Source organism: Bradyrhizobium sp. ORS 86, from assembly GCF_045571475.1.
In the GTDB taxonomy this organism is placed as follows: Bacteria; Pseudomonadota; Alphaproteobacteria; order Rhizobiales; family Xanthobacteraceae; genus Bradyrhizobium.
Window position 1 is genome coordinate 7527665 of record NZ_CP120699.1, and the last position, 24029, is coordinate 7551693.

The 24029-nt window shown below is 63.8% G+C and carries 22 protein-coding genes; 14 read left to right on the forward strand and 8 right to left on the reverse strand.

Annotated elements, in window-relative coordinates; all coding sequences use genetic code 11:
• Positions 1-355 precede the first annotated feature (355 nt).
• The 3 genes from P6U25_RS34805 (at position 356) to P6U25_RS34815 (ending at position 3346) form a co-directional block, all read left to right on the forward strand.
• Positions 356-793, forward strand: a complete 438-nt coding sequence (locus P6U25_RS34805; protein WP_407149247.1) for a VOC family protein — start codon at positions 356-358, stop codon at positions 791-793.
• A gap of 554 nt (positions 794-1347) precedes the next feature.
• Positions 1348-3015: an esterase/lipase family protein gene (locus P6U25_RS34810; protein ID WP_407149248.1), complete on the forward strand. Its 1668-nt coding sequence runs from the start codon at positions 1348-1350 to the stop codon at positions 3013-3015.
• 73 nt (positions 3016-3088) lie between these two features.
• The gene (locus P6U25_RS34815; protein ID WP_407149249.1) at positions 3089-3346 is read left to right on the forward strand and encodes a hypothetical protein; all 258 of its coding nucleotides are present in this window, start codon (positions 3089-3091) and stop codon (positions 3344-3346) included.
• 175 nt (positions 3347-3521) lie between these two features.
• Here the strand turns inward: P6U25_RS34815 and secA are convergent, their stop codons facing one another.
• The gene (secA, locus tag P6U25_RS34820) at positions 3522-6389 is read right to left on the reverse strand and encodes a preprotein translocase subunit SecA (protein WP_407149250.1); all 2868 of its coding nucleotides are present in this window, start codon (positions 6387-6389) and stop codon (positions 3522-3524) included.
• A gap of 341 nt (positions 6390-6730) precedes the next feature.
• On the opposite strand from secA, the gene P6U25_RS34825 reads away from it, so the two are divergent.
• From P6U25_RS34825 to P6U25_RS34835, 3 genes are all read left to right on the forward strand, one after another.
• On the forward strand, positions 6731-7663 hold the full coding sequence (locus tag P6U25_RS34825) for a peptidylprolyl isomerase (RefSeq protein WP_407149251.1): 933 nt from the start codon (positions 6731-6733) through the stop codon (positions 7661-7663).
• Between the two features lie 471 nt (positions 7664-8134).
• Positions 8135-9376: a bifunctional glutamate N-acetyltransferase/amino-acid acetyltransferase ArgJ gene (gene argJ, locus P6U25_RS34830; RefSeq protein WP_407149252.1), complete on the forward strand. Its 1242-nt coding sequence runs from the start codon at positions 8135-8137 to the stop codon at positions 9374-9376.
• A gap of 76 nt (positions 9377-9452) precedes the next feature.
• On the forward strand, positions 9453-9863 hold the full coding sequence (locus P6U25_RS34835; RefSeq protein WP_407149253.1) for a (deoxy)nucleoside triphosphate pyrophosphohydrolase: 411 nt from the start codon (positions 9453-9455) through the stop codon (positions 9861-9863).
• A gap of 427 nt (positions 9864-10290) precedes the next feature.
• Here the strand turns inward: P6U25_RS34835 and P6U25_RS34840 are convergent, their stop codons facing one another.
• Positions 10291-11133 carry a methyltransferase domain-containing protein gene (locus tag P6U25_RS34840; RefSeq protein WP_407149254.1) on the reverse strand — a complete coding sequence of 281 codons (843 nt, stop codon included), beginning with the start codon at positions 11131-11133 and terminating at the stop codon, positions 10291-10293.
• A gap of 77 nt (positions 11134-11210) precedes the next feature.
• Here P6U25_RS34840 and P6U25_RS34845 point away from each other — a divergent pair, with 77 nt between their 5' ends.
• Genes P6U25_RS34845 through P6U25_RS34865 form a run of 5 tightly spaced genes read left to right on the forward strand, consistent with a single transcriptional unit; the run spans position 11211 to position 14101 of the window.
• On the forward strand, positions 11211-12020 hold the full coding sequence (locus P6U25_RS34845; RefSeq protein WP_407149255.1) for a ComF family protein: 810 nt from the start codon (positions 11211-11213) through the stop codon (positions 12018-12020).
• 29 nt (positions 12021-12049) lie between these two features.
• The gene (gene grxC, locus P6U25_RS34850; RefSeq protein ID WP_407149256.1) at positions 12050-12322 is read left to right on the forward strand and encodes a glutaredoxin 3; all 273 of its coding nucleotides are present in this window, start codon (positions 12050-12052) and stop codon (positions 12320-12322) included.
• Positions 12322-13200, forward strand: coding sequence for a carbon-nitrogen hydrolase family protein (locus P6U25_RS34855; RefSeq protein WP_407149257.1), 879 nt, complete (start codon positions 12322-12324; stop codon positions 13198-13200). Before grxC ends, P6U25_RS34855 begins: the two co-directional genes overlap by 1 nt.
• Positions 13197-13676, forward strand: coding sequence for a DUF1178 family protein (locus P6U25_RS34860; protein WP_407149258.1), 480 nt, complete (start codon positions 13197-13199; stop codon positions 13674-13676). The genes P6U25_RS34855 and P6U25_RS34860 overlap by 4 nt, the downstream gene beginning before the upstream one ends.
• A complete protein-coding gene (locus P6U25_RS34865; RefSeq protein ID WP_407149259.1) occupies positions 13673-14101 on the forward strand; it encodes an EamA family transporter in 429 nt (142 codons plus the stop codon). Before P6U25_RS34860 ends, P6U25_RS34865 begins: the two co-directional genes overlap by 4 nt.
• Before the next feature lie 130 nt (positions 14102-14231).
• Here P6U25_RS34865 and P6U25_RS34870 read toward each other — a convergent pair whose 3' ends face one another.
• The 4 genes from P6U25_RS34870 to P6U25_RS34885 all read right to left on the reverse strand — a co-directional run bounded on the left by P6U25_RS34870 (position 14232) and on the right by P6U25_RS34885 (position 17613).
• Positions 14232-15131, reverse strand: a complete 900-nt coding sequence (locus tag P6U25_RS34870; RefSeq protein WP_407149260.1) for an EamA family transporter — start codon at positions 15129-15131, stop codon at positions 14232-14234.
• 170 nt (positions 15132-15301) lie between these two features.
• The gene (locus tag P6U25_RS34875) at positions 15302-15583 is read right to left on the reverse strand and encodes a GIY-YIG nuclease family protein (protein WP_407149261.1); all 282 of its coding nucleotides are present in this window, start codon (positions 15581-15583) and stop codon (positions 15302-15304) included.
• 791 nt (positions 15584-16374) lie between these two features.
• Positions 16375-17133 carry a bifunctional 2-polyprenyl-6-hydroxyphenol methylase/3-demethylubiquinol 3-O-methyltransferase UbiG gene (gene ubiG, locus P6U25_RS34880; protein ID WP_407149262.1) on the reverse strand — a complete coding sequence of 253 codons (759 nt, stop codon included), beginning with the start codon at positions 17131-17133 and terminating at the stop codon, positions 16375-16377.
• Between the two features lie 12 nt (positions 17134-17145).
• A complete protein-coding gene (locus tag P6U25_RS34885; protein ID WP_407149263.1) occupies positions 17146-17613 on the reverse strand; it encodes a PH domain-containing protein in 468 nt (155 codons plus the stop codon).
• A gap of 177 nt (positions 17614-17790) precedes the next feature.
• On the opposite strand from P6U25_RS34885, the gene P6U25_RS34890 reads away from it, so the two are divergent.
• From P6U25_RS34890 to prfA, 3 genes are all read left to right on the forward strand, one after another.
• Positions 17791-19047, forward strand: a complete 1257-nt coding sequence (locus tag P6U25_RS34890; RefSeq protein ID WP_407149264.1) for an aspartate kinase — start codon at positions 17791-17793, stop codon at positions 19045-19047.
• Positions 19048-19479: 432 nt separating this feature from the next.
• On the forward strand, positions 19480-21747 hold the full coding sequence (gene ptsP, locus P6U25_RS34895; RefSeq protein ID WP_407149265.1) for a phosphoenolpyruvate--protein phosphotransferase: 2268 nt from the start codon (positions 19480-19482) through the stop codon (positions 21745-21747).
• 57 nt (positions 21748-21804) lie between these two features.
• The gene (gene prfA / locus P6U25_RS34900) at positions 21805-22884 is read left to right on the forward strand and encodes a peptide chain release factor 1 (protein ID WP_407149266.1); all 1080 of its coding nucleotides are present in this window, start codon (positions 21805-21807) and stop codon (positions 22882-22884) included.
• A 34-nt stretch (positions 22885-22918) separates the two neighbouring features.
• Here the strand turns inward: prfA and P6U25_RS34905 are convergent, their stop codons facing one another.
• Both P6U25_RS34905 and P6U25_RS34910 read right to left on the reverse strand, forming a co-directional pair.
• Entirely contained in the window at positions 22919-23389 is a 471-nt protein-coding gene (locus tag P6U25_RS34905; RefSeq protein ID WP_407149267.1) for a MarR family winged helix-turn-helix transcriptional regulator, read from the reverse strand.
• 138 nt (positions 23390-23527) lie between these two features.
• Positions 23528-23932 carry a hypothetical protein gene (locus tag P6U25_RS34910; RefSeq protein ID WP_407149268.1) on the reverse strand — a complete coding sequence of 135 codons (405 nt, stop codon included), beginning with the start codon at positions 23930-23932 and terminating at the stop codon, positions 23528-23530.
• Positions 23933-24029 lie beyond the last annotated feature (97 nt).

Sequence of the window (24029 nt, forward strand, 5' to 3'; positions counted from 1 at the left end):
AGCCTAATATAGGGGGGTACCCTATATCGATCAAGCGGCAATCGGCCCGTCTAGCGCTTTCGAGCGAAGTGGACTCCGGTTGGCGTGAAGAAAGCGCGTCAAAACAAGGATCCAGAGCTTCGGCTCTGATTCGATCAGAACCGAAAATGCACCGGGGCAACGCCATCGAAACAAACGACGGTCCGCGCCACCAAAAAGGTCCAGCTTGTCGGGCAGACGCCCGCCGGTTCGTCCTAGGGCTAGGCCGCCAAATGGATCCAGCACGCCCGCCTAGGGTCCAGTGCGCGGCGCCACCTCCGCGACCGACCGCGAAGGTTCGGCCCACCTCACCAAAGCAAAGCAAGGACCATTCCCTATGACTTCGATCACGCCGTTCCTCTGGCTCGACAATAATGTCCGCGAGGCCGTGGCCTTCTACAAATCGGTGTTCCCCAACGCCAGGATCGAGACCGTCAACGACTTCATGGCGAGCTTCGAGCTCGAGGGGCAGCGCTTCCACGCGCTCAACGGCGGCCCGAAATTCAAGTTCAACGAGGCGGTGTCGTTCTTCATCAGCGTCGAGACCCAGGAGCAGGTCGATTACTTCTGGACCAGGCTCACCGCCGACGGCGGCGAGGAATCCAATTGCGGATGGCTGAAGGACAAATTCGGCCTGTCCTGGCAGGTCGTGCCATCAGCACTCGGCCGCTACCTCGGCGACCCCGACCGCAAAGCGGCCGACCGCGCCATGCAGGCCATGATGAAGATGAAGAAGATCATCATCGCCGATCTCGATAGGGCGTTTGCGGGTTGATCGGCGGACGTGGGCTGATCACCGCGCGCAAGCCATCGACGAGCTAGGTTGTCCTGCCTAAAGACGCAATGCGATCAGGTCGAATTGCCGATCCCGAAAGGGCCGCGCGCCTTTCACGCTAGCGGAAGTTGGCCTGATCGTTCTCCCACGCATCGTGCGCAGTTGAGGTGTCCCCGCGCTTTCGCAGCCCTATCAACGCGCACCGCCTTATGGCAACGATGCGCTAGCGCCGCGCGATCGCCACTTGAACGACAACAATCGAAAAGAAGTAGCGTTGACCCTAGATCGCTGATCTGCGCCTGTATGCCGAGCTCACCGAGTTGCATCAGCGGACCGAATCAATTGTGATTATAAGGCAGATTAGATCGTCGGCCAGTAGCGACGCAGCGAAATACGTTGAAGGGACGTCAGCGAGGATCGCCTCCCTTCTTCAAGAACAGGGCGGCGAGCTATTTTTGTTCGATCATTGATGCATTTAGCAAGATAGACACGCCAGAACATTTGCAACTTGAGAGCAAGACGGCACAAGTTGAGCGTAGGAGCGCGGCATAGTTATGACACGGGCCGGGATCATTGCGGGGTGGCTTCTAATACTTGTGACGCAGGCGTTCGGGACCGACTCGAAATTCATAAAGCGCTCAACGCCTCCTGCCGATACCGTGATCGTTTTCGTTCATGGAATAACGGGAGACGCTATTGGAACCTGGTCTAGCGCTAAGGCATATTGGCCGCAACTAGTGGCCGATGATCCGGCATTCGGAACAGCAGACGTTTACGTTTACGAGTATCCAAGCAGATTCTTTAACGTTGGGCTCTCAGTCGACGAGATGTCGGAAGACATGAGAATTCGTTTCGATGCTGATGGGGTGAGCTCTCATCGGAATCTTGTTTTTCTGGCCCACAGCATGGGTGGATTAATTGTTCGGTCTTATCTTCTCAAGAATCGAGGCATCGCCGGACACACCAAGCTGCTATATCTCTTGGCTACACCTTCTCTGGGAAGCGAACTGGCATCATGGGCCGCCTTAGCAAGCGACAACCCTCAATTGGCAAACATGAAGCGGCTGCAGTCGAATGATTTTCTCTCGAACCTGAATCGAAGGTGGCTAGCTGCGAACATGCCATTCCCAACGCGATGCGCTTACGAAAAGCGTCCGATCGCTAAGCGAGTGGTCGTCGACGAGGCCAGCGCCTCGCACCTTTGTTCAGGACCTCTCGATCCTATCGACGCGGATCATATCGAAATAGCCAAACCGGAAGATCGCGGGGCAGCGCAGTATCAATCATTTCTAAATGCCTTCCGCGATTCCCGCTCGGCAAACTCTAGCGAGGGCGTCGTTGGCGTCCAGTATATAAGGCTATTTGGAGCGCTCGAGGTGCCATTGTTGATGGAGTTAATCCCCAGTCCTCGTTTCGCAAGCAGCGAATTAGGTAGGGATTATAAATCCGTCCTGAAAACGCACGTCAAAAACAAGGATGTCCAGACCCAGCTAGCCGAATTTATCCAACAATGGCCCTTCAAGAATGCTCGGCCGCTGCTAACGACAATGTGGACCGACCTAGCCGGGAAGGAAAATGCTGCTGCCAGCGTCGCGTGGCGGGCATCTCTAGGGAATCGAGACGAACGAAGCTGCTTCTTTCTTGAGCCGTTGATCGATGGAGGCTCACTGGCAAATGCGGACGAGCTTAGCGGGTTACTGCCGAAGAATTGGCGCAGGGAATGCGAGTCAATCCAGAATCGATTTGATCGCCGGATCGGATTTACATTCTTGCTGCTGGAGAATACCGGTCGAGATGCCTTGGATAACGTATCTCTTAAGGTTCACGACTCTTATCAGTACAACCGAGTGGTCAAGGAGTTCAACTCTGCGGTCCCAGCGCGGCGCTTTCGCAGATCGTTGGAGAAGATGCCGAGATCTGACGCTCTGCAGAACCTGATTTCAACATTTGGCACGGCTGCACAAGCAGAACAGAAAGTCGCCGACATTCCGCTTCGCGAACTCACAATCGCAAAGATGCGACCCGGCGAGCAATACCTACTCCTCATGAACATATACTTTGCGGATGAGCACCAGCTACCGGCTGGCTATTTGTACGGCATCTACACAGTCGACGAAGTAACTTATCAAATTGGCTCGAATCTTACCTCAATGAAGGTTCGCGGACCACTGCTTGAACGAGCAGCCCGTGTCGCGGTTCCATATGGATGGTTTAATCAGTGACCAGAAATTGCCATGGAGCCTTCTTGTAAAGGATCGCCAGCATTCGTCGAGCTTCGGCTTTGACTTCAGATAGGTGGTACACATCGCGCGCGTTGCTGTCCTCGCGGGGGCGAGCAGTGCCTGCTGTTGGCAGAGCGTCGAGCCTTTCAACGGACTTCAGTTCGATCTGGCGCCTTGTTTTTCGACCACGGCGGTTAGTGGCTCGGCTCTAAAACTATCGCAGATCGTTCATTGCGTACTCGATCGCGATATGGCCGACCGCGCCATGCAGGCCATGATGAAGATGAAGAAGATCATCATCGCCGATCTCGATAGGGCGTTTGCCGGCTGATCGGCGAACGTGCGCTGACGTGGCAGCATCGTCGTGCCCGGCTCAAGCCCGGGCATGACAAGGATGCGGGTCGATTAACCAAAACCGACACCGAACGCCGAGCACAATCAGCGCTCGCCACAAGCGAGAGAGGAGAAGCAGCTCGCGACCGATCTCAACCGCGGATTATCGCGCCTTACGCATACCGCCCATGGCAGTGCTTGTACTTCTTGCCGCTGCCGCATGGGCAATCCTCGTTGCGGCCGACCTTGCCCCAGCTTGCGGGGTTGTTCGGATCGCGGTCGGCGGCCGGGGTCTTCGGCACCAGCGAGGCCTGGGCGAAATTGGCTTGCGCGAAGTTGGCCTGCGCGAACGCCATCTCGTCCTCGCCGGTGTTCGGATCGAGCTTGTGCACTTCCATCGCCGGCAGCGGCTGCGGCGGCTCCTCCGGCGGCACGATCTGGACCCGCATCAATTGCGCGGTGACCGCCTCGCGCAAGTGCGCGCTCATTTCCTGGAAGAGGTTGAAGGCTTCGGTCTTGTATTCCTGCAACGGGTCGCGTTGGCCGTAGCCGCGCAGGCCGATCACCTGGCGCAGATGGTCGAGCATGATCAGGTGCTCGCGCCAGAGATGATCGAGTGTCTGCAGCAGGATGGTCTTCTCGACGTAGCGCATCACGTCGGGGCCCCATTGCGCGACCTTGGCCGCCATGTGCTCGTCGATATGCTTGTCGATGCGCGCGAGCAGCTCCTCGTCGGCGATGCCCTCTTCCTTGGCCCATTCGTCGACCGGCAGGTCGACATCGAGCACCCGCTTGAGCTCGTCCTTCAGGCCAGCGGTGTCCCACTGCTCGGCATAGGCATGCTCGGGGATGTGCTTGGCGACGACATCCTCGACGAAGGCATGGCGCATGTCGGCCACCGTCTCGGCGACGCTGTCGTCCTTCATCAGCTCGACGCGCTGATCGAAGATCACCTTGCGCTGGTCGTTCTGGACGTTGTCGAACTTGAGCAGATTCTTGCGGATGTCGAAGTTGCGCGCCTCGACCTTCTGCTGCGCCTTCTCGAGGGCCTTGTTGATCCAGGGATGGATGATGGCCTCGCCTTCCTGCAGGCCGAGCCGCTGCAGCATGCTGTCGAGCCGGTCGGAGCCGAAGATGCGCATCAGATCGTCTTCCAGCGACAGAAAGAATTTCGAGCGGCCGGGGTCACCCTGACGGCCGGAACGGCCGCGGAGCTGGTTGTCGATGCGGCGGGATTCGTGACGCTCCGAGCCGATGATGTAGAGGCCGCCCGGCTTCTTCACGGTCTTGGCCGGCTTGTTGCCCTTGGCGGGCTCGACCTCGACGTCTTCCTCCGCCTTCAGCACGATCTCGCGGAAGCGCTCGATGTCGGCCTTGATCTGCTCGACCTTGGCGGCCTTCTCAGCCTCGTCGGTGATGTCAGCGGTCTCCTGCTGGATCCGCATCTCGAGCGAGCCGCCGAGCTTGATGTCGGTGCCGCGGCCGGCCATGTTGGTCGCGATCGTGATCGCGCCCGGCACGCCGGCTTCCGCCACGATATAGGCTTCCTGCTCGTGGAAGCGCGCGTTCAGCACCGCGAACAGCTTGGCCGGCTTGCCGGCGCGCGCGGCGGCATAGAGTTTCTCCATGCCGGATCCGGAGCTGAAGTCGATCTGCTTGTAGCCGTGCTTGCGCAAATACTCCGCGAGCACTTCCGACTTCTCGATCGACGCCGTGCCGACCAGCACCGGCTGCATCCGCTTGTTGGCGCGTTCGATCTCGGCGAGGATTGCGGCGTATTTTTCGCCCTGCGTGCGATAGACTTCGTCGTCCTCGTCGAGACGCGCCACCGGCAGGTTGGTCGGGATCTCCACCACCTCGAGCTTGTAGATGTCGAACAATTCGTCGGCTTCGGTCGCGGCCGTGCCGGTCATGCCCGACAGCTTCTCGTACATCCGGAAATAGTTCTGGAAGGTGATCGAGGCGAGCGTCTGGTTCTCCGGCTGCACCGGCTGGTGCTCCTTCGCCTCCAGCGCCTGGTGCAGGCCTTCGGAATAGCGGCGGCCCGGCATCATGCGTCCGGTGAACTCGTCGATGATCACGACCTCGCCGTCGCGGACGATGTAATCCTTATCGCGCGTGAACAGAGTATGGGCGCGCAGTGCCTGGTTGATGTGGTGCACGACGGAGACGTTCTCGACGTCGTAGAGCGAATCGCCCTTGAGCTGGCCGGCATCGCGCAGCAGGGTCTCGATCTTCTCCATGCCGCCTTCGGTCAGCGTCACCGTGCGCTGCTTCTCGTCGACCTCGTAGTCGGACTTGTCGAGCTGAGGGAAGAAGGAGTCGATGGTGTTGTAGAACTCGGAGCGGTCGTCGAGCGGGCCGGAGATGATCAGCGGCGTGCGCGCCTCGTCGATCAGGATCGAGTCCACTTCGTCGACGATCGCATAATAGTGCCCGCGCTGGACCATGTCCTCCAAGCGGTACTTCATGTTGTCGCGCAGATAATCGAAGCCGTATTCGTTGTTGGTGCCGTAGGTGATGTCGCAGCCATAGGCTGCCTTGCGCTCGGCGTCGTCGAGGCCATGCACGATCACGCCGGTGGTCAGTCCCAGGAAGGAATAGATCTGGCCCATCCAGCCGGAGTCGCGGCGGGCAAGGTAGTCGTTGACGGTGACGACATGGACGCCCTTGCCGGCGAGTGCATTGAGGTAGACCGCGAGCGTTGCGACCAGCGTCTTGCCTTCACCGGTCTTCATCTCGGCGATGTCGCCCTCGTGCAGCACCATGCCGCCGATGAGCTGGACGTCGAAATGGCGCTGGCCGAGCGTTCGCTTGGCCGCCTCGCGCACGGTCGCAAAGGCTGGAACCAGGATGTCGTCCAGCGTCTTGCCGCTGGCGAGCTGTTGCTTGAATTCCGCGGTGCGGGCCTTGAGCTCCTCGTCTGACAGTTTGACGAGCTCCGGCTCCAGAGCGTTGATGGCGTTGACGCGGGCTTGGTATCCCTTGACCCGACGGTCGTTGGCGGAGCCGAAAAACTTGCGGGCGAGCGCGCCGATCATGCGTAATTCCTGTTCTTCGGTCTTGCGTTACAGCCAGAAATAGTCCACCGGGTCGCCCATCAACTCACCGTGACGCGCTGCGGGTCGAGCCCCGAACCGGGGTTGATCCGCCAACTGAGTGGGAAACAGACCATCCAAGGTTCAACGGCCAAAAACGCAGCAAAATAAGCGCTATCGCCGTTGACACGATGGGTGAGAGATATGGCCCGGTCGGTAGGTTGTCAACGCTGGCAAGATGTCAGGGAATTCATCATTTTGCCCGACTTTCGCGTTGCCAACGCCGTACGATTGGGCGAGTGTCCGCCCGCTCAAGCTTCCCCCCTTTGAGACAAGGATATTGTATGACCACCTCGCTCCCGGAAACGAAAACTGGCCTGCGCCTCGGCCTGGCCACCCTGGCCGCGACGGGCTGTCTTGTCGCACTCCTGGCCGCCGGTGTTCCGGCCCGGGCGGACTCCGACCCGGTGCTCGCGAAGGTGAACGGTTCCGAGATTCACGCCAGCGACGTGGCGCTCGCCGAGGAAGAACTGGGCCCGAGCCTGCAGCAGATGGACCCGGCGACCCGCAAGGACAACGTGTTGTCCTTCCTGATCGACATGAAGATCGTGGCGAAGGCCGCCGAGGACAAGAAGGTCGAGAACTCGGACGAGTTCAAGAAGCGCCTCGCCTTCGCCCGCAACCGCCTGTTGATGGACAGCCTGCTCGCCACCGAAGGCAAGGCCGCGACCACCGACGATGCCATGAAGAAGGTCTACGACGAGGCCGCCAAGCAGATCAGCGGCGAGCAGGAGGTGCGTGCGCGCCACATCCTGGTCGAGACCGAGGACGAGGCCAAGGCGATCAAGGCCGAGCTCGACAAGGGCGCCGACTTCGCCGAGCTCGCCAAGAAGAAGTCCAAGGACCCCGGCGCCTCCGATGGCGGCGACCTCGGCTTCTTCACCAAGGAGCAGATGGTGCCGGAATTCTCCGCGGTTGCCTTCTCGCTCGAGCCGGGCAAGATCTCCGATCCGGTGAAGTCGCAGTTCGGCTGGCACATCATCAAGGTCGAGGAGAAGCGGAACCGCAAGGCGCCGGACTTCGATCAGGTGAAGGGCCAGATCGAGACCTACGTGACCCGCAAGGCGCAGGCCGACTATGTCGCCAAGCTGCGCGAAGCCGCCAAGGTCGAGCGCACGGACGCCGCCAAGGCCGACGACGCGGCGAAGCCGGCGGATGCGGCCAAGGACGCGCCGAAGCCCGCCGACAACAAGATGGCGCCGCCGGCGAAGAAGTAAGCGTCGCGACGCCGCAGTATTGAATTCGCGATGGCCGGGCTCGTCCCGGCCATTTGCGTTTTGCAGCCTCGTTGTCGCCTCGGATTCTTCTCCTTCCCCCTGAAAAGCGGAAGGTTGGGATGGGGGTCAACCACACGCACCGTTGCTCATGGAGCGAGTAGATCCCCACCCGCTTTGCTCTGCGAGCAAAGCGACCTCCCCTTTTCAGGGGGAGGTTAGAGGGGGCCGGGACGAAGTTCTTTGAATGAAGTTCTTTGAATAGTGAGTGACAGCCTTGTAGCCCGGATGGAGCGAAGCGTAATCCGGGACAGACCTATCCGCGGCACGGCAACCCCGGATTGCGCTTCGCTCCATCCGGGCTACGGATCCTTGAACGCTTGATGACGGGCCTCATTCCCGCGTTCGCCCTCTCCCGCTTCAGCGAGCGAAATGATAAGGAGCGCTTCCCTCCCCGTAGCCGGAAGCCTTCCCATGTCCACCGCCGTCTCTCCCCTCGCCCCGACCGATGTTCCCGACATGCCCGTGATCGCGGGCGTGAAGCTTGCGACCGCGGCCGCCGGCATCCGCTACAAGGGGCGCACCGACGTGCTGCTGGCGCTGCTCGACGAGGGCACCACGGTGGCGGGCGTGTTCACCAAGTCGAAATGCCCGTCGGCGCCGGTCGAATGGTGCCGCGCCAAGCTGAAGGGCGGGAAGGCGCGCGCCGTCGTGGTCAATTCCGGCAACGCCAACGCCTTCACCGGCAAGACCGGCAAGCAATCCACCGCGCTGACCGCGCAGATCGCCGCAAAGGCGGTCGGCTGCTCGACCGGCGAAGTGTTCCTGGCCTCCACCGGGGTGATCGGCGAGCCGCTTGACGCCACCAAGTTCAATGGCGTGCTGGCGAGGCTCGCCGAGACCGCCACGCCGGATCACTGGATGGATGCGGCGAAGGCGATCATGACCACCGACACCTTTCCGAAGGTCGCGACCGCGACCGTGAAGCTCGGCAAGGCCAAGGTGACGATCAACGGCATGGCCAAGGGCGCCGGCATGATCATGCCCGACATGGCGACCATGCTGTCCTTCATCTTCACCGACGCGCCGCTCTCGGCCGCGGTGCTGCAATCCCTGCTCAAGACCGGTGTCGAGGACACCTTCAACGCCGTCACCATCGACGGCGACACCTCGACTTCGGACACGCTGCTCGCCTTCGCGACCGGCGCCGCCGCAGCCGATGGCGCGCCGAGAATCACCCGCGCCAGCGACCCGCGCCTGAAGGCGTTCACCAAGGCCTTCAACGCCGTGCTCGCCAACCTGTCCGAGCAGGTGGCGCGCGACGGCGAAGGCGCGCGCAAGCTGGTGGAAGTCGTGGTCGAGGGCGCGACGACCAAACCGTCGGCGCGCAAGATCGCAATGTCGATCGCCAACTCGCCGCTGGTGAAGACCGCGATCGCCGGCGAGGACGCCAATTGGGGCCGCGTGGTGATGGCGGTCGGCAAGGCCGGCGAGCCCGCCAACCGCGACAAGCTCTCGATCTCCTTCAACGGCATCCGCGTCGCCAAGAGCGGCGCGCGCGATCCGTCCTACAACGAGACCGAAGTGTCAGAGGCAATGAAGGCGCCGAAGATCCAGATCAAGGTCGCCCTCGGCCTCGGCAAGGGCCGCGACCGCGTGTTGACCTGCGACCTCACCAAGGAATATGTCGCGATCAACGGCGACTATCGGTCGTAATGTGCTACGCGCGCGCGTTTGGCCCGCGGGACATTGCTTGGTAATGAAAGCTTGAAGATCGTAACCGAACCATCGCATGGCCGCTATCAAGCTCACCCTCGTCGTCGCCTGCGCGCTTGTCGATGCCGACAAGCGCGTGCTGCTGGCGCAGCGCCCCGAAGGCAAGGCGCTGGCCGGCCTGTGGGAATTCCCGGGCGGCAAGATCGAGCCCGGCGAGCGGCCGGAGCAGACGCTGATTCGCGAGCTGCATGAGGAGATCGGCATCACCGTGAGCGAGCCGTGCCTCGCGCCGCTGACCTTTACCAGCCACGCCTACGAGACTTTCCATCTCCTGATGCCGCTCTACATCTGCCGGCGCTGGGAGGGCACGGTGATGCCGCGCGAGGGCCAGAACCTCGCCTGGGTGCGCGCGAGCAAGCTGCGCGACTACCCGATGCCGCCCGCGGACATCCCGCTACTGCCGCATCTGATCGACCTGCTGTTGTGAGCTGCGACCGCACTCTTGCCAATCAACAGGTGTCGTCCCTGCGAAAGCAGGGACGACGGGAAATGCTTGTCCTTGCCACCTCCCTCGCGGGACAGGGCGCGCTGAAAAAATATCGAAAACAACCCCATGCAAAGTAGCCTCCGCTGCCAGGGCACGGCGACTTGACACGCCAGGCAACTCACCGGCATTATTCCATTATTCCGAAATCGTGATGTGAGGCTGCTGCGGCTCCTCCAGGCGTCGTCCCTGCGAAAGCAGGGACCCATACGCCGCGGCGGACTTTGTTGAAGGGACTCGTCGTTCCAGCATCGCCCAACAATTGGCATTTGTGGTTATGGCTCCCGGCTTTCGCAGGGACGACGCTGAGGATGGTTCTCGATTCCAGGCGTCACACCACGCGACCTCATCACCCTTGCATCGCGCGCCCCTAACGCTTCGTGCCCTTCACCGCGGCTTCCAGGCTCGCCTTGGCCGAGCCCGGCTTCAGCGGCTTCGGCTGGCTCTCGTGCGGCGCCCAGCCGGAGAGCCAGACGATGTCGAAAGTGGCGCGGATGCGGCCGTCGGCGTCGGCGAAACGTTCGCCGTAGATCTGCGCCATGCGCAGCATGGTGGCGCGGCGCGTCGGCATATGGCGGCGCTCGCGCAGCACGTTGGTCGCGCCCATCCGCCTCAAATCGGCCATCAGCGCAAACGCGCTGGCATAGCGCACCACGACGCGGTCGACATCGGTGACCGGCAGCGCAAAGCCGGCCCGCTGCAGCAGCGCGCCGATGTCGCGCAGATCCGCGAACGGCGCGACGCGCGGCGAGACGCCGCCCTCGCATTCGGCCTCCGCCGCGGCAAAGCTTTGCCGGAGTTCGGTCAGCGTATCGCCGCCGAGCATCGCTGCCAGCAACAGTCCGTCCGGCCTCAACGCGCGGCGGATTTGCGCCAGCACGCCCGGCAGATCGTTGACGAACTGGAAGGCCAGCGCCGAGACTGCAAGATCGAGCGATTCCGGCGCCAGTGGCAGCGCCTCCGATGGCGCAAACTCGACCTGGCTGATCGAACCGGCGCGCGCGCGCAGCGCCTCGGCGAGCCCGTCGCCCGGCGTCCACACATCTGCCGCCGCGGAAAAGCTCCGCGACACGGCGTGCAGCCGGTCCGCCATGTCCTCCGTGGCGCGGTCGAGCAAGAACGTGACTGCGCCATCGCGCCGCGCGCGCGCAAGCCGCATGCCGAGCAGCGCGCGGTCGAACAGGATCGGGGCGGTGGTCGGGTTCGGTGCCATGCCGGCTGGTTACGCCGGACCGCGGCCGCAGGCAATGCGGGTTGAGGCTTTGCTGCCCAGACGCTAGCCTCCGTCCCATGGACGCCGCCGCATCACCATCACGCTCCATTGCAGGCCATCTGCGCAGCGCGCTCGGCGCTGTCGGCGGCGCCTGCGCGCAAACGGCGCGGCTGGTGCTCGACATTGCGCTGCCGACGCTCTGCGTGTCGTGCCGCGAGCCGGTCGCCGGCGAGGGCGTATGCGCGGGGTGCTGGGCCAAATTGTCGTTCATCGCACCGCCCTACTGCCCGCGGCTCGGCATTCCCTTCGTCTACGACCCCGGGCCCGAGCTATTGTCGATGGAGGCGATCGCCAATCCGCCGGCCTACAGCAGAGCGCGCGCCGCGGTACGCTATGATGACGTCGCGCGCACGCTGGTGCATGCACTGAAATACCAGGACCGCACCGATCTGGCCCCCACCATGGGCCGCTGGATGGCGCGGGCGGGCAAGGAATTGCTTGGTGATGCCGACGTGCTGGTTCCGGTTCCCCTGCACTGGCAACGCGGCTGGAGCCGGCGCTACAACCAGTCCGCCGCGCTGGCCAAGGTGATCTCGCGCCACAGCGGCGTCGCGATGGCCTCTGCCGCGTTGCGGCGCGTCCGCGCCACCGAGCAGCAGATCGGGCTGTCGCGTGCACAGCGCGCCAGCAATGTCCAGGGCGCATTCAAGGTGGCAGATGAGCGCAAGGCTGACATTCAAGGCCGCCGCGTCATCCTGATCGACGACGTCCTGACCTCCGGTGCCACGGTAACGGCCTGCGCGCGGGCTCTGCTGCGTGCCAAAGCCGCGCAGGTCGATGTGCTGGTATTCGCCCGGGTTGTCGATAGCCACCGCGCTCCCATATAATCTCACATTCTGTTGCAACCGAGCGCACCATGACCGCTGCCATTGAAATCTACACCCGCCCGGGCTGCGGTTACTGCACCGCGGCCAAATCGCTTTTGACGCGCAAGAACGCCGCCTTCACCGAATTCAACATCGCCAGCAACCCGGCCTACCGCGACGAGATGTATGGCCGCGCCGGCGCAGGTTCGACGTTCCCGCAGATCTTCATCGGCAAGACCCATGTCGGCGGCTGTGACGAGCTTTATGCGCTCGACCGCGAGGGCAAGCTCGACGGCCTGTTGGCCAACGGAGGCGGCGCCTGATGAGCACGGACAACATTTTCACCGCTGCGATGGTGCAGATGCGCACCGGCCTGTTGCCCGAGCCCAGCCTCGAGCAGGGCACCCGGCTGATTCGCGAGGCCGCGGCGCAGGGCGCCGACTATGTGCTGACGCCCGAAGTCAGCAACATGATGCAGCTCAACCGCAAGGCGCTGTTCGAGCATTTGGCGAGCGAAGAAGACGACAAGTCGCTGCAGGCCTATCGCGCGCTCGCCGCCGAGCTGAAGATCCATCTGCATATCGGTTCGCTGGCGTTGCGCTACTCGCCCGAGAAGGCGGTGAACCGCTCGTTCCTGATCGGGCCCGAGGGCAATGTGCTCGCGAGCTACGACAAGATCCATATGTTCGATATCGATCTGCCCGGCGGCGAGAGCTATCGCGAATCGGCCAACTACCAGCCGGGCGAGACCGCGGTGATCTCGGACCTGCCCTGGGGCCGGATCGGACTGACGATCTGCTACGACGTGCGCTTCCCGGCGCTGTACCGCGCGCTGGCCGAAGCCGGCGCCTCGTTCCTCACCGTGCCCTCGGCCTTCACCCGCAAGACCGGCGAAGCGCACTGGCATACGCTGCTGCGCGCACGCGCCATCGAGACCGGCTGCTTCGTGTTCGCAGCCGCCCAGGCCGGCCTGCACGAGAACAAGCGCGAGACCTTCGGGCATTCGTTGATCATCGATCCCTGGGGCGAGATTCTCGCCGAGGGCGGCGTCGAGCCCGGCGTATTCCTCGCCACCATCGATCCGGCCAAGGTGGAGACGGCACGCAAGAACATTCCGTCGTTGCAGCACGGCCGGCGCTTCGGCATCGCCGACCCCAAGGCCGGTCCGGAGCATCTGCACCTCGTCCGGGGCTCGGCATGATCCGCTACACCCTGCGCTGCGAGCGTGGCCACGAGTTCGAAAGCTGGTTTCAGAGTTCGTCAGCGTATGAATCGCAGGAGCGGCGGCACCTGATCAACTGCCCGTCCTGCGGCTCGGCCAAGGTCGAGCGCGCGATCATGGCGCCGCAGATCATCAGCAAGAAGGGCCGCGAGACCGCCGCCCCGGCACCTGCCGAGGCATCGGCGCCGGCGGAGACAGCGGCCACCACATCGACGTCACTGATGATGGCGCATGAGCGCGAGCTGCGCGCCAAGCTGAAGCAATTGCGCGACCACATCGTGAACAATGCCGACAATGTCGGCGACCGCTTCCCCAACGAGGCGCGCAAGATGCACTACGGCGATATCGAGCATCGGCCGATCTATGGCGAGGCGTCGCCCGAGGAGGCGCGCGCGCTGATCGACGAGGGCGTCGAGGTCTCGCCGCTGCCGACGCTGCCGGAAGACAGGAATTGACATCAACCTGGCAGGTCTGGGCGTTCCTCTCGGCGGTGTTCGCCGCGCTGACCGCGATCTTCGCCAAGGTCGGCGTCGAGGGCATCAACTCCGATCTCGCCACCCTGATCCGCACCGTGATCGTGCTGGTCACGCTGTCGGCGATCCTGTTCGCGACCGGGCAATTCACTCATCCCGGACCGATCTCGGGCAAGAGCTGGCTGTTCCTGCTGCTCTCCGGGCTCGGCACCGGGGCATCGTGGCTGTGCTATTTCCGCGCGCTCAAGCTCGGCCCCGCAACGCTGGTCGCGCCGATCGACAAGCTGAGCGTGGTGCTGGTGGCGCTGTTCGGCGTCGTCTTCCTCGGCGAACGCCCCTCGCTCTATGGCTGGATCGGCATTGCGCTGATCTCGGCCGGCGCCGTGCTGATCGCGGCAAAGGGTTGATTTCAGAACCGCGCCTCTAAAGCGCGATGAGATCGGGTTCAATCGACTCGCGGCGGCTTCTGTCTACCTCTCCCCGGCGGGGAGAGGTGACCTCCGCCGCTGCTTCAGATCAAGCTAATCCCATCATGCTCTAAGCGGCAATCAACAGCGCGACGCCGATCACGATCAGGACGATGCCGGCGAGCTCGCGCAGCGAGAACGGCTGCTTGAGCGAAACATACGCCACGCCCTGCGCGAACAGCACCTCGATCAAGGCCAGCGTGCGCACATTGGCGGCGGCCGTGAGCGCGAAGGCCAGGAACCAGAATTGCGAGGAGAACGCGCCCATGAAGCCCGCGAACATCGAGGGCCGCCACAGGCCGAGGATTTTCCTAAGCACCTCCGGCGCACGCAGCAGCAAATAGACCGACAGGATCAGCGTCTGGACGAACAGGCTCCACATCAACGTGTATGACGCCGCCGTCACGAAGGAGACGCCTGACACCGTGATGATCGCGCCGCGGAAGCTCACCGCCGAGATCGCAAACACGGCCGCCGCGCCGAGGCCGAGCACGGTCGGGCGCAGATTGGCAAAGCTCTTCTGGCCGCCGGGCCGCAGCGCGGTGATGACGACGCCGATGGTCGCGATCACGATCGCGATCACCTTCGCCGCCGTCAGATGGTCACCGAGGAAGATGAAGCCGAAGATCGCAGTCTGGATCGCCTCGGTCTTCATGTAGGCCGTGGTCACCACGAAGGAGCGGTCGTTCATCGCCAGCAGCATGAAGCCGGTGCCGACGATCTGGCTCAGCGCGCCGAGCACCAGCCACGGCCAGAACGACGGCGCCGGCCACGGCACGTGATCACCGGTTGCGACGGCGGCGAGCGCGAAGAACACCACCGAAAACGGCAGCCCGAACAGGAAGCGGATGTTGGTCGCGCCCCAGGTCCCGAGCGGCCCCGTCAAGTGCCGCTGCATCGCATTGCGCGCCACCTGCCCGAACGCGGCAACGATGGTGAAGGGAATCCACAGCGAGGTGATCGTGAACATGCGCGAAGGAAATTCGTACCGGGCGGGACTATGCACGCAGCGTGCCGATTAGCGCCGGTACGGTCAAACTCAGTCAGTGCATGACTGGATTGCAGAGTGTCCACAAGTGCGGTGTCGTCCCTGCGGAAGCAGGGGCCCATAACCACAGGCAGCGGTTTGAGGCCCACCAGTCAGACAAGCAGATCACTCAGATCCCGCCACTCCGGATTATCGCGCTCGATCAGCTCGATCTTCCAATCGCGCTTCCATGTCTTGAGCTGCTTCTCGCGCTGGATAGCCTCCTCCGCGCGCTGATACGATTCCACGCGCACCAGGCGATAGACGCCATACCTCTTGACGAACGACGAGCCTATGCCTGCCTTGTGCTGCTCAAGCCGTTTCTGAACCGAATTCGTCACGCCGATGTACAGCGTGCCATAGCGCCGGCTTGCGAGGATGTAGACGTAATACATTGCTCGGAACGCAGACCTCGCCCAACAATATAGGCCGGTGGCTATGGGTCCCTGCTTTCGCAGGGACGACACCTGCCGAATGGCCGTACCGTCTCACATCTCCACCAGTCGCGCCACAAACTCCGCGTCGCCCCTGCGGAAGCAGGGGGCCATAACCACAGGGAGCGGTTTGGGGCCACGATGGACGGACGCGCTCTGCATGATCGTCTGTTTCAAAACGAGGTCGCGACTGATGGGAACACTGACCTCGTCCGACCAGTTGGGCCGGTGGCTATCGGTCCCTGCTTTCGCAGGGACGACACCGGCGGAATGGCAACACCGTCTCACATCTCCACCGGTCGCGCCACAAGCTCGATGTCGCCCCTGCGGAAGCAGGGGCCCATAACCACAGGGTGCAGTTTGGGGTGCGATGGGCGAACGCGCTCTGCATGATCGTCAGCGTCAAAACGACGTCGCGACTGATGGGAACGCTGACCTCGTCCGATCAGTTGGGCCGGTGGCTATGGGTCCCTGCTTTCGCAGGGACGACACCTGCCGAATGGCAACACCGTCTCACATCTCCACCAGTCGCGCCACAAACTCCGCGTCGCCCCTGCGGAAGCAGGGGCCCATAACCACAGGGTGCGGTTTGGGGTGCGATGGGCGGACGCGATCTATACGATCGTCAGCTTCAAAACGAGGTCGCGAGTGATGGCACCGCTGACTTCGTCCGACCAGTCGAGCCGGTGGCTAGGGATCCCTGCTTTCGCAGGGACGACACCGGTCGTGCGGCCTAGGCTGGAGAGCCAGCCTCACACCTCCTCCGCCACCACCATGTAGTTCACGTCCATGTCGGACGAGATGCTCCATTTGTCAGCGAGCGGATTATAGACCACGCCGGCCTGCTCGGTGACGGTGAGGCCGTTGTCGCCGAGATAGCGCTCGAGCTCGGCGGGGGTGACGAACTTGCTCCAATCGTGGGTGCCGCGCGGCAGCCAGCGCAGCACGTATTCGGCGCCGACGATCGCGAGCGCGAAGCTCTTCCAGTTGCGGTTCAGCGTCGAGACCACCATCAGCCCGCCGGGCTTCAGCATCGCGGTGCAACGCTTCAGGAAGGCGCCGACATCGGTGACGTGCTCGACCACCTCCATCGCCAGCACGATGTCGAAACGCTCGCGCGGGTCCATCTCCTCCACGGTGGTGCAGCGGTAATCGATCGACAGATGTCCCTTGTCGGCATGCAGCTTCGCCGCTGATATGTTGGTGGCGGAGGGATCGATGCCGATCACCTGCGCGCCGAGCCGCGTGAACGGCTCGCACAACAGCCCGGCGCCGCAGCCGATGTCGAGCAAGCGTAGCCCCGACAAGCAGCTCAGGCTTTTGACGTTGCGCTCGAACTTGCGGCACGCCGCGTCGCGGATATAGGCCAGGCGCAGCGGATTGATCTTGTGCAGCGGCGCCATCTTGCCGTGCGGATCCCACCATTCGTCCGACAGCTTCGAGAATTTCGCGACCTCGGCCGGATCGACCGAGCTGGCGGTGGATGAGGAAAGACTTGTCTGCATGGCCATGGTTGCGCGCCCCTATCGCGCGGTGATCGAACTGCGGAATGCCAGCGGCGAGGCGATGGTCTTGATGGTCTCGACGCCCTCGCCGACGCCGCGGATGGTCACGTCGCCGTAGTTGAGGATCCGTCCCAGGATGCTCTGGTTGACGTCGACGCTCTCGACCTTGTCGAGGCTCATCTCGAAGGTGCGGCGCTTGATGAAGCCGGTTTTGTGCACGACGCGGAAATTGGTGACGTCGGTTTCCGTGGTCCAGCGGTGGAACCAGGCCGCGGCGGTCCAGTACAGCGCCGCGACGGCGACCACGGCCGCCGCGGCCAGGCACAGCATGACCAGAGCGTCCACGGTTGTCATGCGCGACAGGATCGCAAGCACGAGCGCCACGATCCAGGCGATGATGGCCGGCCAATAGAATATCCAGTGCGCATTGGTCGAATACAGCACCTTTTCGCCCGGCTGCAGGATTTGGTCGATGTAACGTCCCATCCGATCCGCCTTCGAGTCACCCCTGCGCCACAAGCTGCCCGCAACCGGCCGAATCATCCCCAGGAACCGGCTTGCCCCCGGGCGCGCCGGTATGTATACGCGCCTTTCGGTCCCCGCGCTTGCGGTTTTGGGCGCGGGTTACCCCACTTATCCTCTTAAAGGAATAGACGCGTCGTCATGGGCCGCCTCGTGATGAAATTCGGCGGTACGTCCGTCGCCAACATCGATCGAATCCGCAACGTCGCGCTGCACGTGAAGCGCGAGGTCGACGCAGGTCACGAGGTCGCCGTCGTCGTCTCGGCAATGTCCGGCAAGACCAACGAGCTGGTCGCCTGGTGCAGCGACGCCTCCCCGATGCACGATGCGCGCGAATATGACGCAGTGGTCGCCTCGGGCGAACAGGTCACCTCCGGGCTGCTTGCGATCGTGCTGCAGGGCCTCGGCATCCAGGCACGCTCCTGGCAGGGCTGGCAGATCCCGATCAAGACCTCGGACGCGCATGCGTCGGCCCGCATCGTCGATATCAATGGCAGCGAGATCATCAGCCGCTTCAAGGAGCGCAAGGAGGTCGCCGTGATCGCCGGCTTCCAGGGCATCAACGAGCAGACCGGCCGCATCACCACGCTGGGGCGCGGCGGCTCGGACACTTCGGCGGTGGCGATCGCGGCCGCGCTGCGCGCCGACCGCTGCGATATCTACACCGATGTCGACGGCGTCTACACCACCGATCCGCGAGTGGTGCCGAAGGCGCGCCGGCTCGACAGGATCGCATTCGAGGACATGCTGGAACTGGCCTCGCAGGGCGCCAAGGTATTGCAGGTCCGTTCGGTGGAACTCGGCATGGTGCACAACATGCCGATCTTCGTCCGCTCCAGCTTCGACAAACCCGAGGATATCGACCCCTACGCCAACCAGCCGCCGGGCACGCTGATCTGCAGCGAGGAGGAAATCATGGAAATGCACGTCGTCACCGGCATCGCCTTCACGAAGGACGAAGCCCAGATTTCCGTGCGCCAGGTCGAGGACAAGCCGGGAGTGGCGGCTGCGATCTTCGGGCCGCTCGCGGATGCCAACATCAACGTCGACATGATCGTGCAGAACGTGTCGGAGGACGGCAAGACGACCGATCTCACCTTCACCGTTCCGGCCGTCGACTACAACCGCGCCAGGGATACCATTACCGCCGCCAAGGCGAAGATCGGCTACGCGCGTCTCGACGCCGAAACCGACGTCGCCAAGGTCTCGGTGATCGGCAGCGGCATGCGCAGCCATGCCGGCGTCGCCGCGAAGGCCTTCAAGGCGCTCGCCGATCGCAACATCAACATCCGCGCCATCACCACATCCGAGATCAAGTTCTCGGTGCTGATCGACGCCGCCTACACCGAACTCGCGGTGCGCACCCTGCACACGCTGTACGGGCTCGATCAGGCGTAAGCGCGACCGGCGCACCAGGCGACAGGCGGACTCTTTCCGGCGTCATTCCGGGACGACGCGATAGCATCGAATCCGGAATCCCGAGGTTCCGGGTTCGCCGCTTCGTGACGCCCCGGAACGACGACACAGGGCACTCGCCGTACCTCCCGCGCCGCACCCCGGAGTTAGAATTTCTCTTAGCGGACGCAGCATTGGGCTGACGCAGACGTTATTTGCTACTGGCAGGCGTTTTGCTTGGCAAAGCAAGCCTCGATTGGCTATACGGCCAGTCAGGTGGGCTGCCGCAAACTGTGCCACAGTTTTGGCGATCCCGATTCGGCGGGAGCCGGCGCTTGCGGCGACGCCGAATAACTAAAATTGTTGGTTTTGACGAATTTTGCGCCAGCGGCCGGCGATCCCGCTCGCTGGCTTGGTGGGGAGGGCTTGAAGCATATGCGGAGCGCGTCGGGAGGTCCCCGCGTCCTGTTGAGACGGCTCCGCGAAACCATGGCGGAGCAAGTCTCCGCCCAGGAACGCCTCGACAAGATCGTGGTGCTGATCGCGGCCAACATGGTGGCCGAGGTCTGCTCCTGCTATGTGCTGCGCGTCGATAACACGCTCGAGCTCTATGCCACCGAAGGTCTGAATCGCGACGCCGTGCACCGCACCGTGCTGAGCGCCCACGAGGGCCTCGTCGGTCTCGTCGCCAGCGAAGCGACGCCGCTGAACCTCTCCGACGCGCAGAGCCACCCGGCCTTCTCCTACCGCCCGGAGACCGGCGAAGAGATCTACCACTCGTTCCTCGGCGTGCCGATCCTGCGCGCCGGCAACACGCTCGGCGTGCTGGTGGTGCAGAACCGCGCCAAGCGCACCTATGTCGAGGAAGAGGTCGAGGCGCTGCAGACCACCGCCATGGTGCTGGCGGAGATGATCGCCTCCGGCGAGCTCGCCTCGCTCGCGCAGCCCGGCCTGGAACCGGCGGCGCGGCACTCGCTCCACAAGACCGGCGCGGTGCTGTCCGACGGCATCGCGCTCGGCCATGTGGTGCTGCACGAGCCGCGCGTCGTCATCACCAATTACATTGCCGAGGACCTGCCGAAGGAGATCAAGCGGCTCGACGCGGCGCTGGCCAAGCTGCGCACCGATCTCGACCACTTGCTGGAGCGCGGCGACGTCGCCGAGGGCGGCGAGCATCGCGAGGTGCTGGAAGCCTACCGCATGTTCGCCAACGACCAGGGCTGGTCGCACAAGCTGCATGAAGCGGTGGCCACCGGCCTGACCGCGGAGGCCGCCGTCGAGCGCGTCCAGTCGGATACCCGCGCGCGCATGCTGCGCTCGACCGATCCCTATTTGCGCGACCGCCTGCACGACCTCGAGGATCTCGGCCACCGCCTGATGCGGCAATTGGTCGGGCAGGATCACGCGCCGTCGCGCGAGCAGCTCCCCGATAATGCCATCCTGATCGCGCGCGCGATGGGCCCCGCGGCGCTGCTTGATTATGACCGCAAGCGGCTGCGCGGCCTCGTGCTCGAGGAGGGCACCGCGAATTCCCATGTCTCGATCGTGGCGCGCGCGCTCGGCATCCCCGCGGTCGGCGAGGTGCCGAACGCACCCGGCATCGCCGATCCGGGCGACGCCATCATCGTCGACGGCATCTCGGGCGAGATCTATGTCCGCCCTTCGACCGAGATCGAATCCGCTTACGCCGAACGCGTGCGTTTCCGCGCGCGGCGGCAGGCGCAATATTCGGCACTGCGCGACAAGCCCTGCGTGACCAGGGACGGCCAGAGGATCGAGCTGCTGATCAATGCCGGCCTGACCATCGACCTGCCGCATATCGACGACACCGGCAGCGCCGGCATCGGGCTGTTCCGCACCGAGTTGCAGTTCATGGTGAGCCCGACCCTGCCGCGCTCGACCGACCAGCTCGCGCTTTACCGCACCGTGCTCGACGCTGCGGGCGCGAAGCCCGTCACCTTCCGCACGCTCGACATCGGCGGCGACAAGGCGCTGCCCTACATGGAGACGGTGATCGAGGAAAATCCAGCGCTCGGCTGGCGCGCGATCCGGCTCGGCCTCGACCGACCGGGCCTGCTGCGCGGCCAGATCCGCGCGCTGCTGCGCGCCGGCGGCGGCCGTGCGCTGAAGATCATGTTCCCGATGATCTCCGACGTCGCCGAGTTCGACCAGGCCAAGGCGATCGTCGAGCGCGAGCTGACCTATCTGCGCCAGCACGGCCACTCGTTGCCCGAGCGCATCGATGTCGGCACCATGGTGGAGGTGCCGGCCCTGCTCTATCAGCTCGACGAGCTGCTGAAGCGGGTCGATTTCGTCTCGGTCGGATCGAACGACCTGTTCCAGTTCCTGTTCGCGGTCGACCGCGGCAATGCCAAGGTTTCGGAGCGCTTCGACATCCTGTCGGCACCGATCCTGCGCGCACTGCGCGACATCGTGCGCAAGGCCAGGGCCGCGAAGAAAGCCGCCTCGCTGTGCGGCGAGATGGCCTCGAAGCCGATCGGCGCACTGGCGCTGATCGCGCTCGGCTACCGCTCGCTGTCGTTGTCGGCGACCGCGCACGGCCCGGTGAAGGCGATGATCCTCGACCTCGACGCCCAAAAGGCCGAGGCGATGATCAATCCGCTGCTCGATGCGCCGTCCGGCAGCGTATCGATCCGCGAGGCGCTGACGAAGTTTGCCGAAGCCGAGGGGCTGGCCTTGTAGCGACGCTGCCGTCGTCTGCGCCCAGCTCCCGTCGTCAGCAATTTCCGAGAACCGCCCATGCTACCCGAAGCCAAACTCGACATCCTGATCGCCCACCACGCCTCGCTCGAGGCCGCGTTGCTGGGCCAGGTGAACTCGGATCGCTACGTTGCGATCACGCGCGAATTGTCCGAGCTCAATCCGCTGATCGATGCGGTGAAGGCCTATCGCAATGCGCGCACCGAGCTTGCCGGCGCCGAGGCGCTGCTGGCGGACGCCACCGTTGATCCCGAGATGCGCAGCATGGCGGAAGCCGAACTGGAAACGCTGCAGGCGCGCATCGGCGAGCTCGAGCAGAAGATCCGCATCGCGCTGCTGCCCAAGGACGCCATGGACGACCGCAACGTGATGCTGGAAATCCGCGCCGGCACCGGCGGCGACGAGGCGTCGCTGTTCGCCGGCGACCTGTTCCGGATGTACGAGCGCTTCGCGGCCTTGCAAGGCTGGAAGGTCGAGGTGATCTCGGCGAGCGAAGGCACCGTCGGCGGCTACAAGGAAATCATCGCCGAGGTGCAGGGCCGCGGCGCGTTCGCGAAGCTGAAATTCGAGTCCGGCGTGCATCGCGTGCAGCGCGTGCCCGACACCGAGACGCAGGGCCGCATCCACACCTCGGCCGCCACCGTTGCCGTGCTGCCCGAGGTCGAGGACGTCGACGTCGACATCAAGAACGAGGATCTGCGGATCGAGACCATGCGCGCGCAGGGCGCGGGCGGCCAGCACGTCAACAAGACCGAATCGGCGATCCGCATCACGCACATCCCGACCGGCATCGTGGTGATGATGCAGGACAGCCGCTCGCAGCACAAGAACCGGGCCTCGGCGATGAACATCCTGCGCTCGCGCATCTATGATGCCGAGCGCCAGCGTGTCGAGGCCGCGCGCTCGGCCGACCGCAAGGAGAAAGTCGGCTCCGGCGACCGCTCTGAGCGCATCCGCACCTATAACTTTCCGCAGGGCCGGGTCACCGACCACCGCATCAATCTGACCCTCTACAAGCTGCCGCAGGTCATCTCGGGCGAGGCGCTCGGCGAACTGATCGATGCGCTGACGACGGAGCACCAGGCCGCGCAGCTCGCAGCGCAGGGCGCGACCGCGTAACGGGCGCCCGCAGGTCGGCCGAGCGCGCCGCCGTTCACGGCTCGCCGGGCGGTGGCGATGACTTCAGCAAGCGGTGCAGCGCCGGGCTCGCGGCACGCCGAAGCTCCTCGACATTCTTCTTCGAGAGCGCCTGCAGCTTCTGCTCGCCTTTCTTGGTCAGCTTGAGTTGGACGCGCCTGGCATCCTCGGGATCGGCAACCCTGCTGATCAGCCCGAGCTTGACCATGCGATTCATCAGCTCGACGGCGGAGTGGTGCCGAATCAGCAGGAACCGCGCGATATCGCCGACGGTCGCGGGGCCGGGATGGACAAAGCCCTTGATGCCAAGCAGCGCCTGATGCTGCTGCGGCGTCAGCCCGGCCTTCCGCGCCGCATTCTCGCTGAACGCCAGAAACGACCGCAGCCGGTATCGGAACCTCGCCAGCGCCTCGTAATCGACCGTTCCGGCTGCCACACCGCGCTTCGTGGTGTCCGATGGCGCGCGTCGCTGCTTTGTTGGAGGCATTCAGTCGTCATCCCTGTGCAGGCTCGGACCGCCCCGATGGCGGTAACGGGATGACGCTAGCAAGCCGAGGCGGAACAAACCATCGCGCGCGCTGTCGCACCTTACATTTTTCAACGACTTAGCCGGAGGCCCGCGCCATCAAGGCGATGGCCACTGATCGTAACTCGAGCTCAGGATCTTCAGCAGCACGATCTGGAAGGCGACCGGAATGCGCGGGCTCCTGCGGCGGATCGATTTCTCCAGCGCCTCGGTGATCTCGCTCCGGGTCAGACGTCCAGCCGACGCCCGCTCGATCAGGTCGCCCCACACCTCCGACAGCGATTTGCCGGCGTGATGCGGCAACGGAATCGAGATGCCGCGCGCCTCAGCCCAATCGACGATTTCGCGCGTCGTTTGCGGCCCGCAATTGCGCGCGGTCGCAAGATGGCGGGCCGTCAGTTCGCGGAGCAGATCGTCCGGCGGCTCCCAACCCGCTTTCGGCGGCACCTCGCCGGTGAGTTCGACCGCCAATTCCTTCAGCACGTTGAGCGCGCGGACGCTCAAGGCGCACGGCTCCGACGCGGTGCTCGGGTGTGCGGCACCGCCGCCTGGGCCTTCCCTCCGATCCGACGTTTCTTCGATCATGTCTCCTCATTACAGG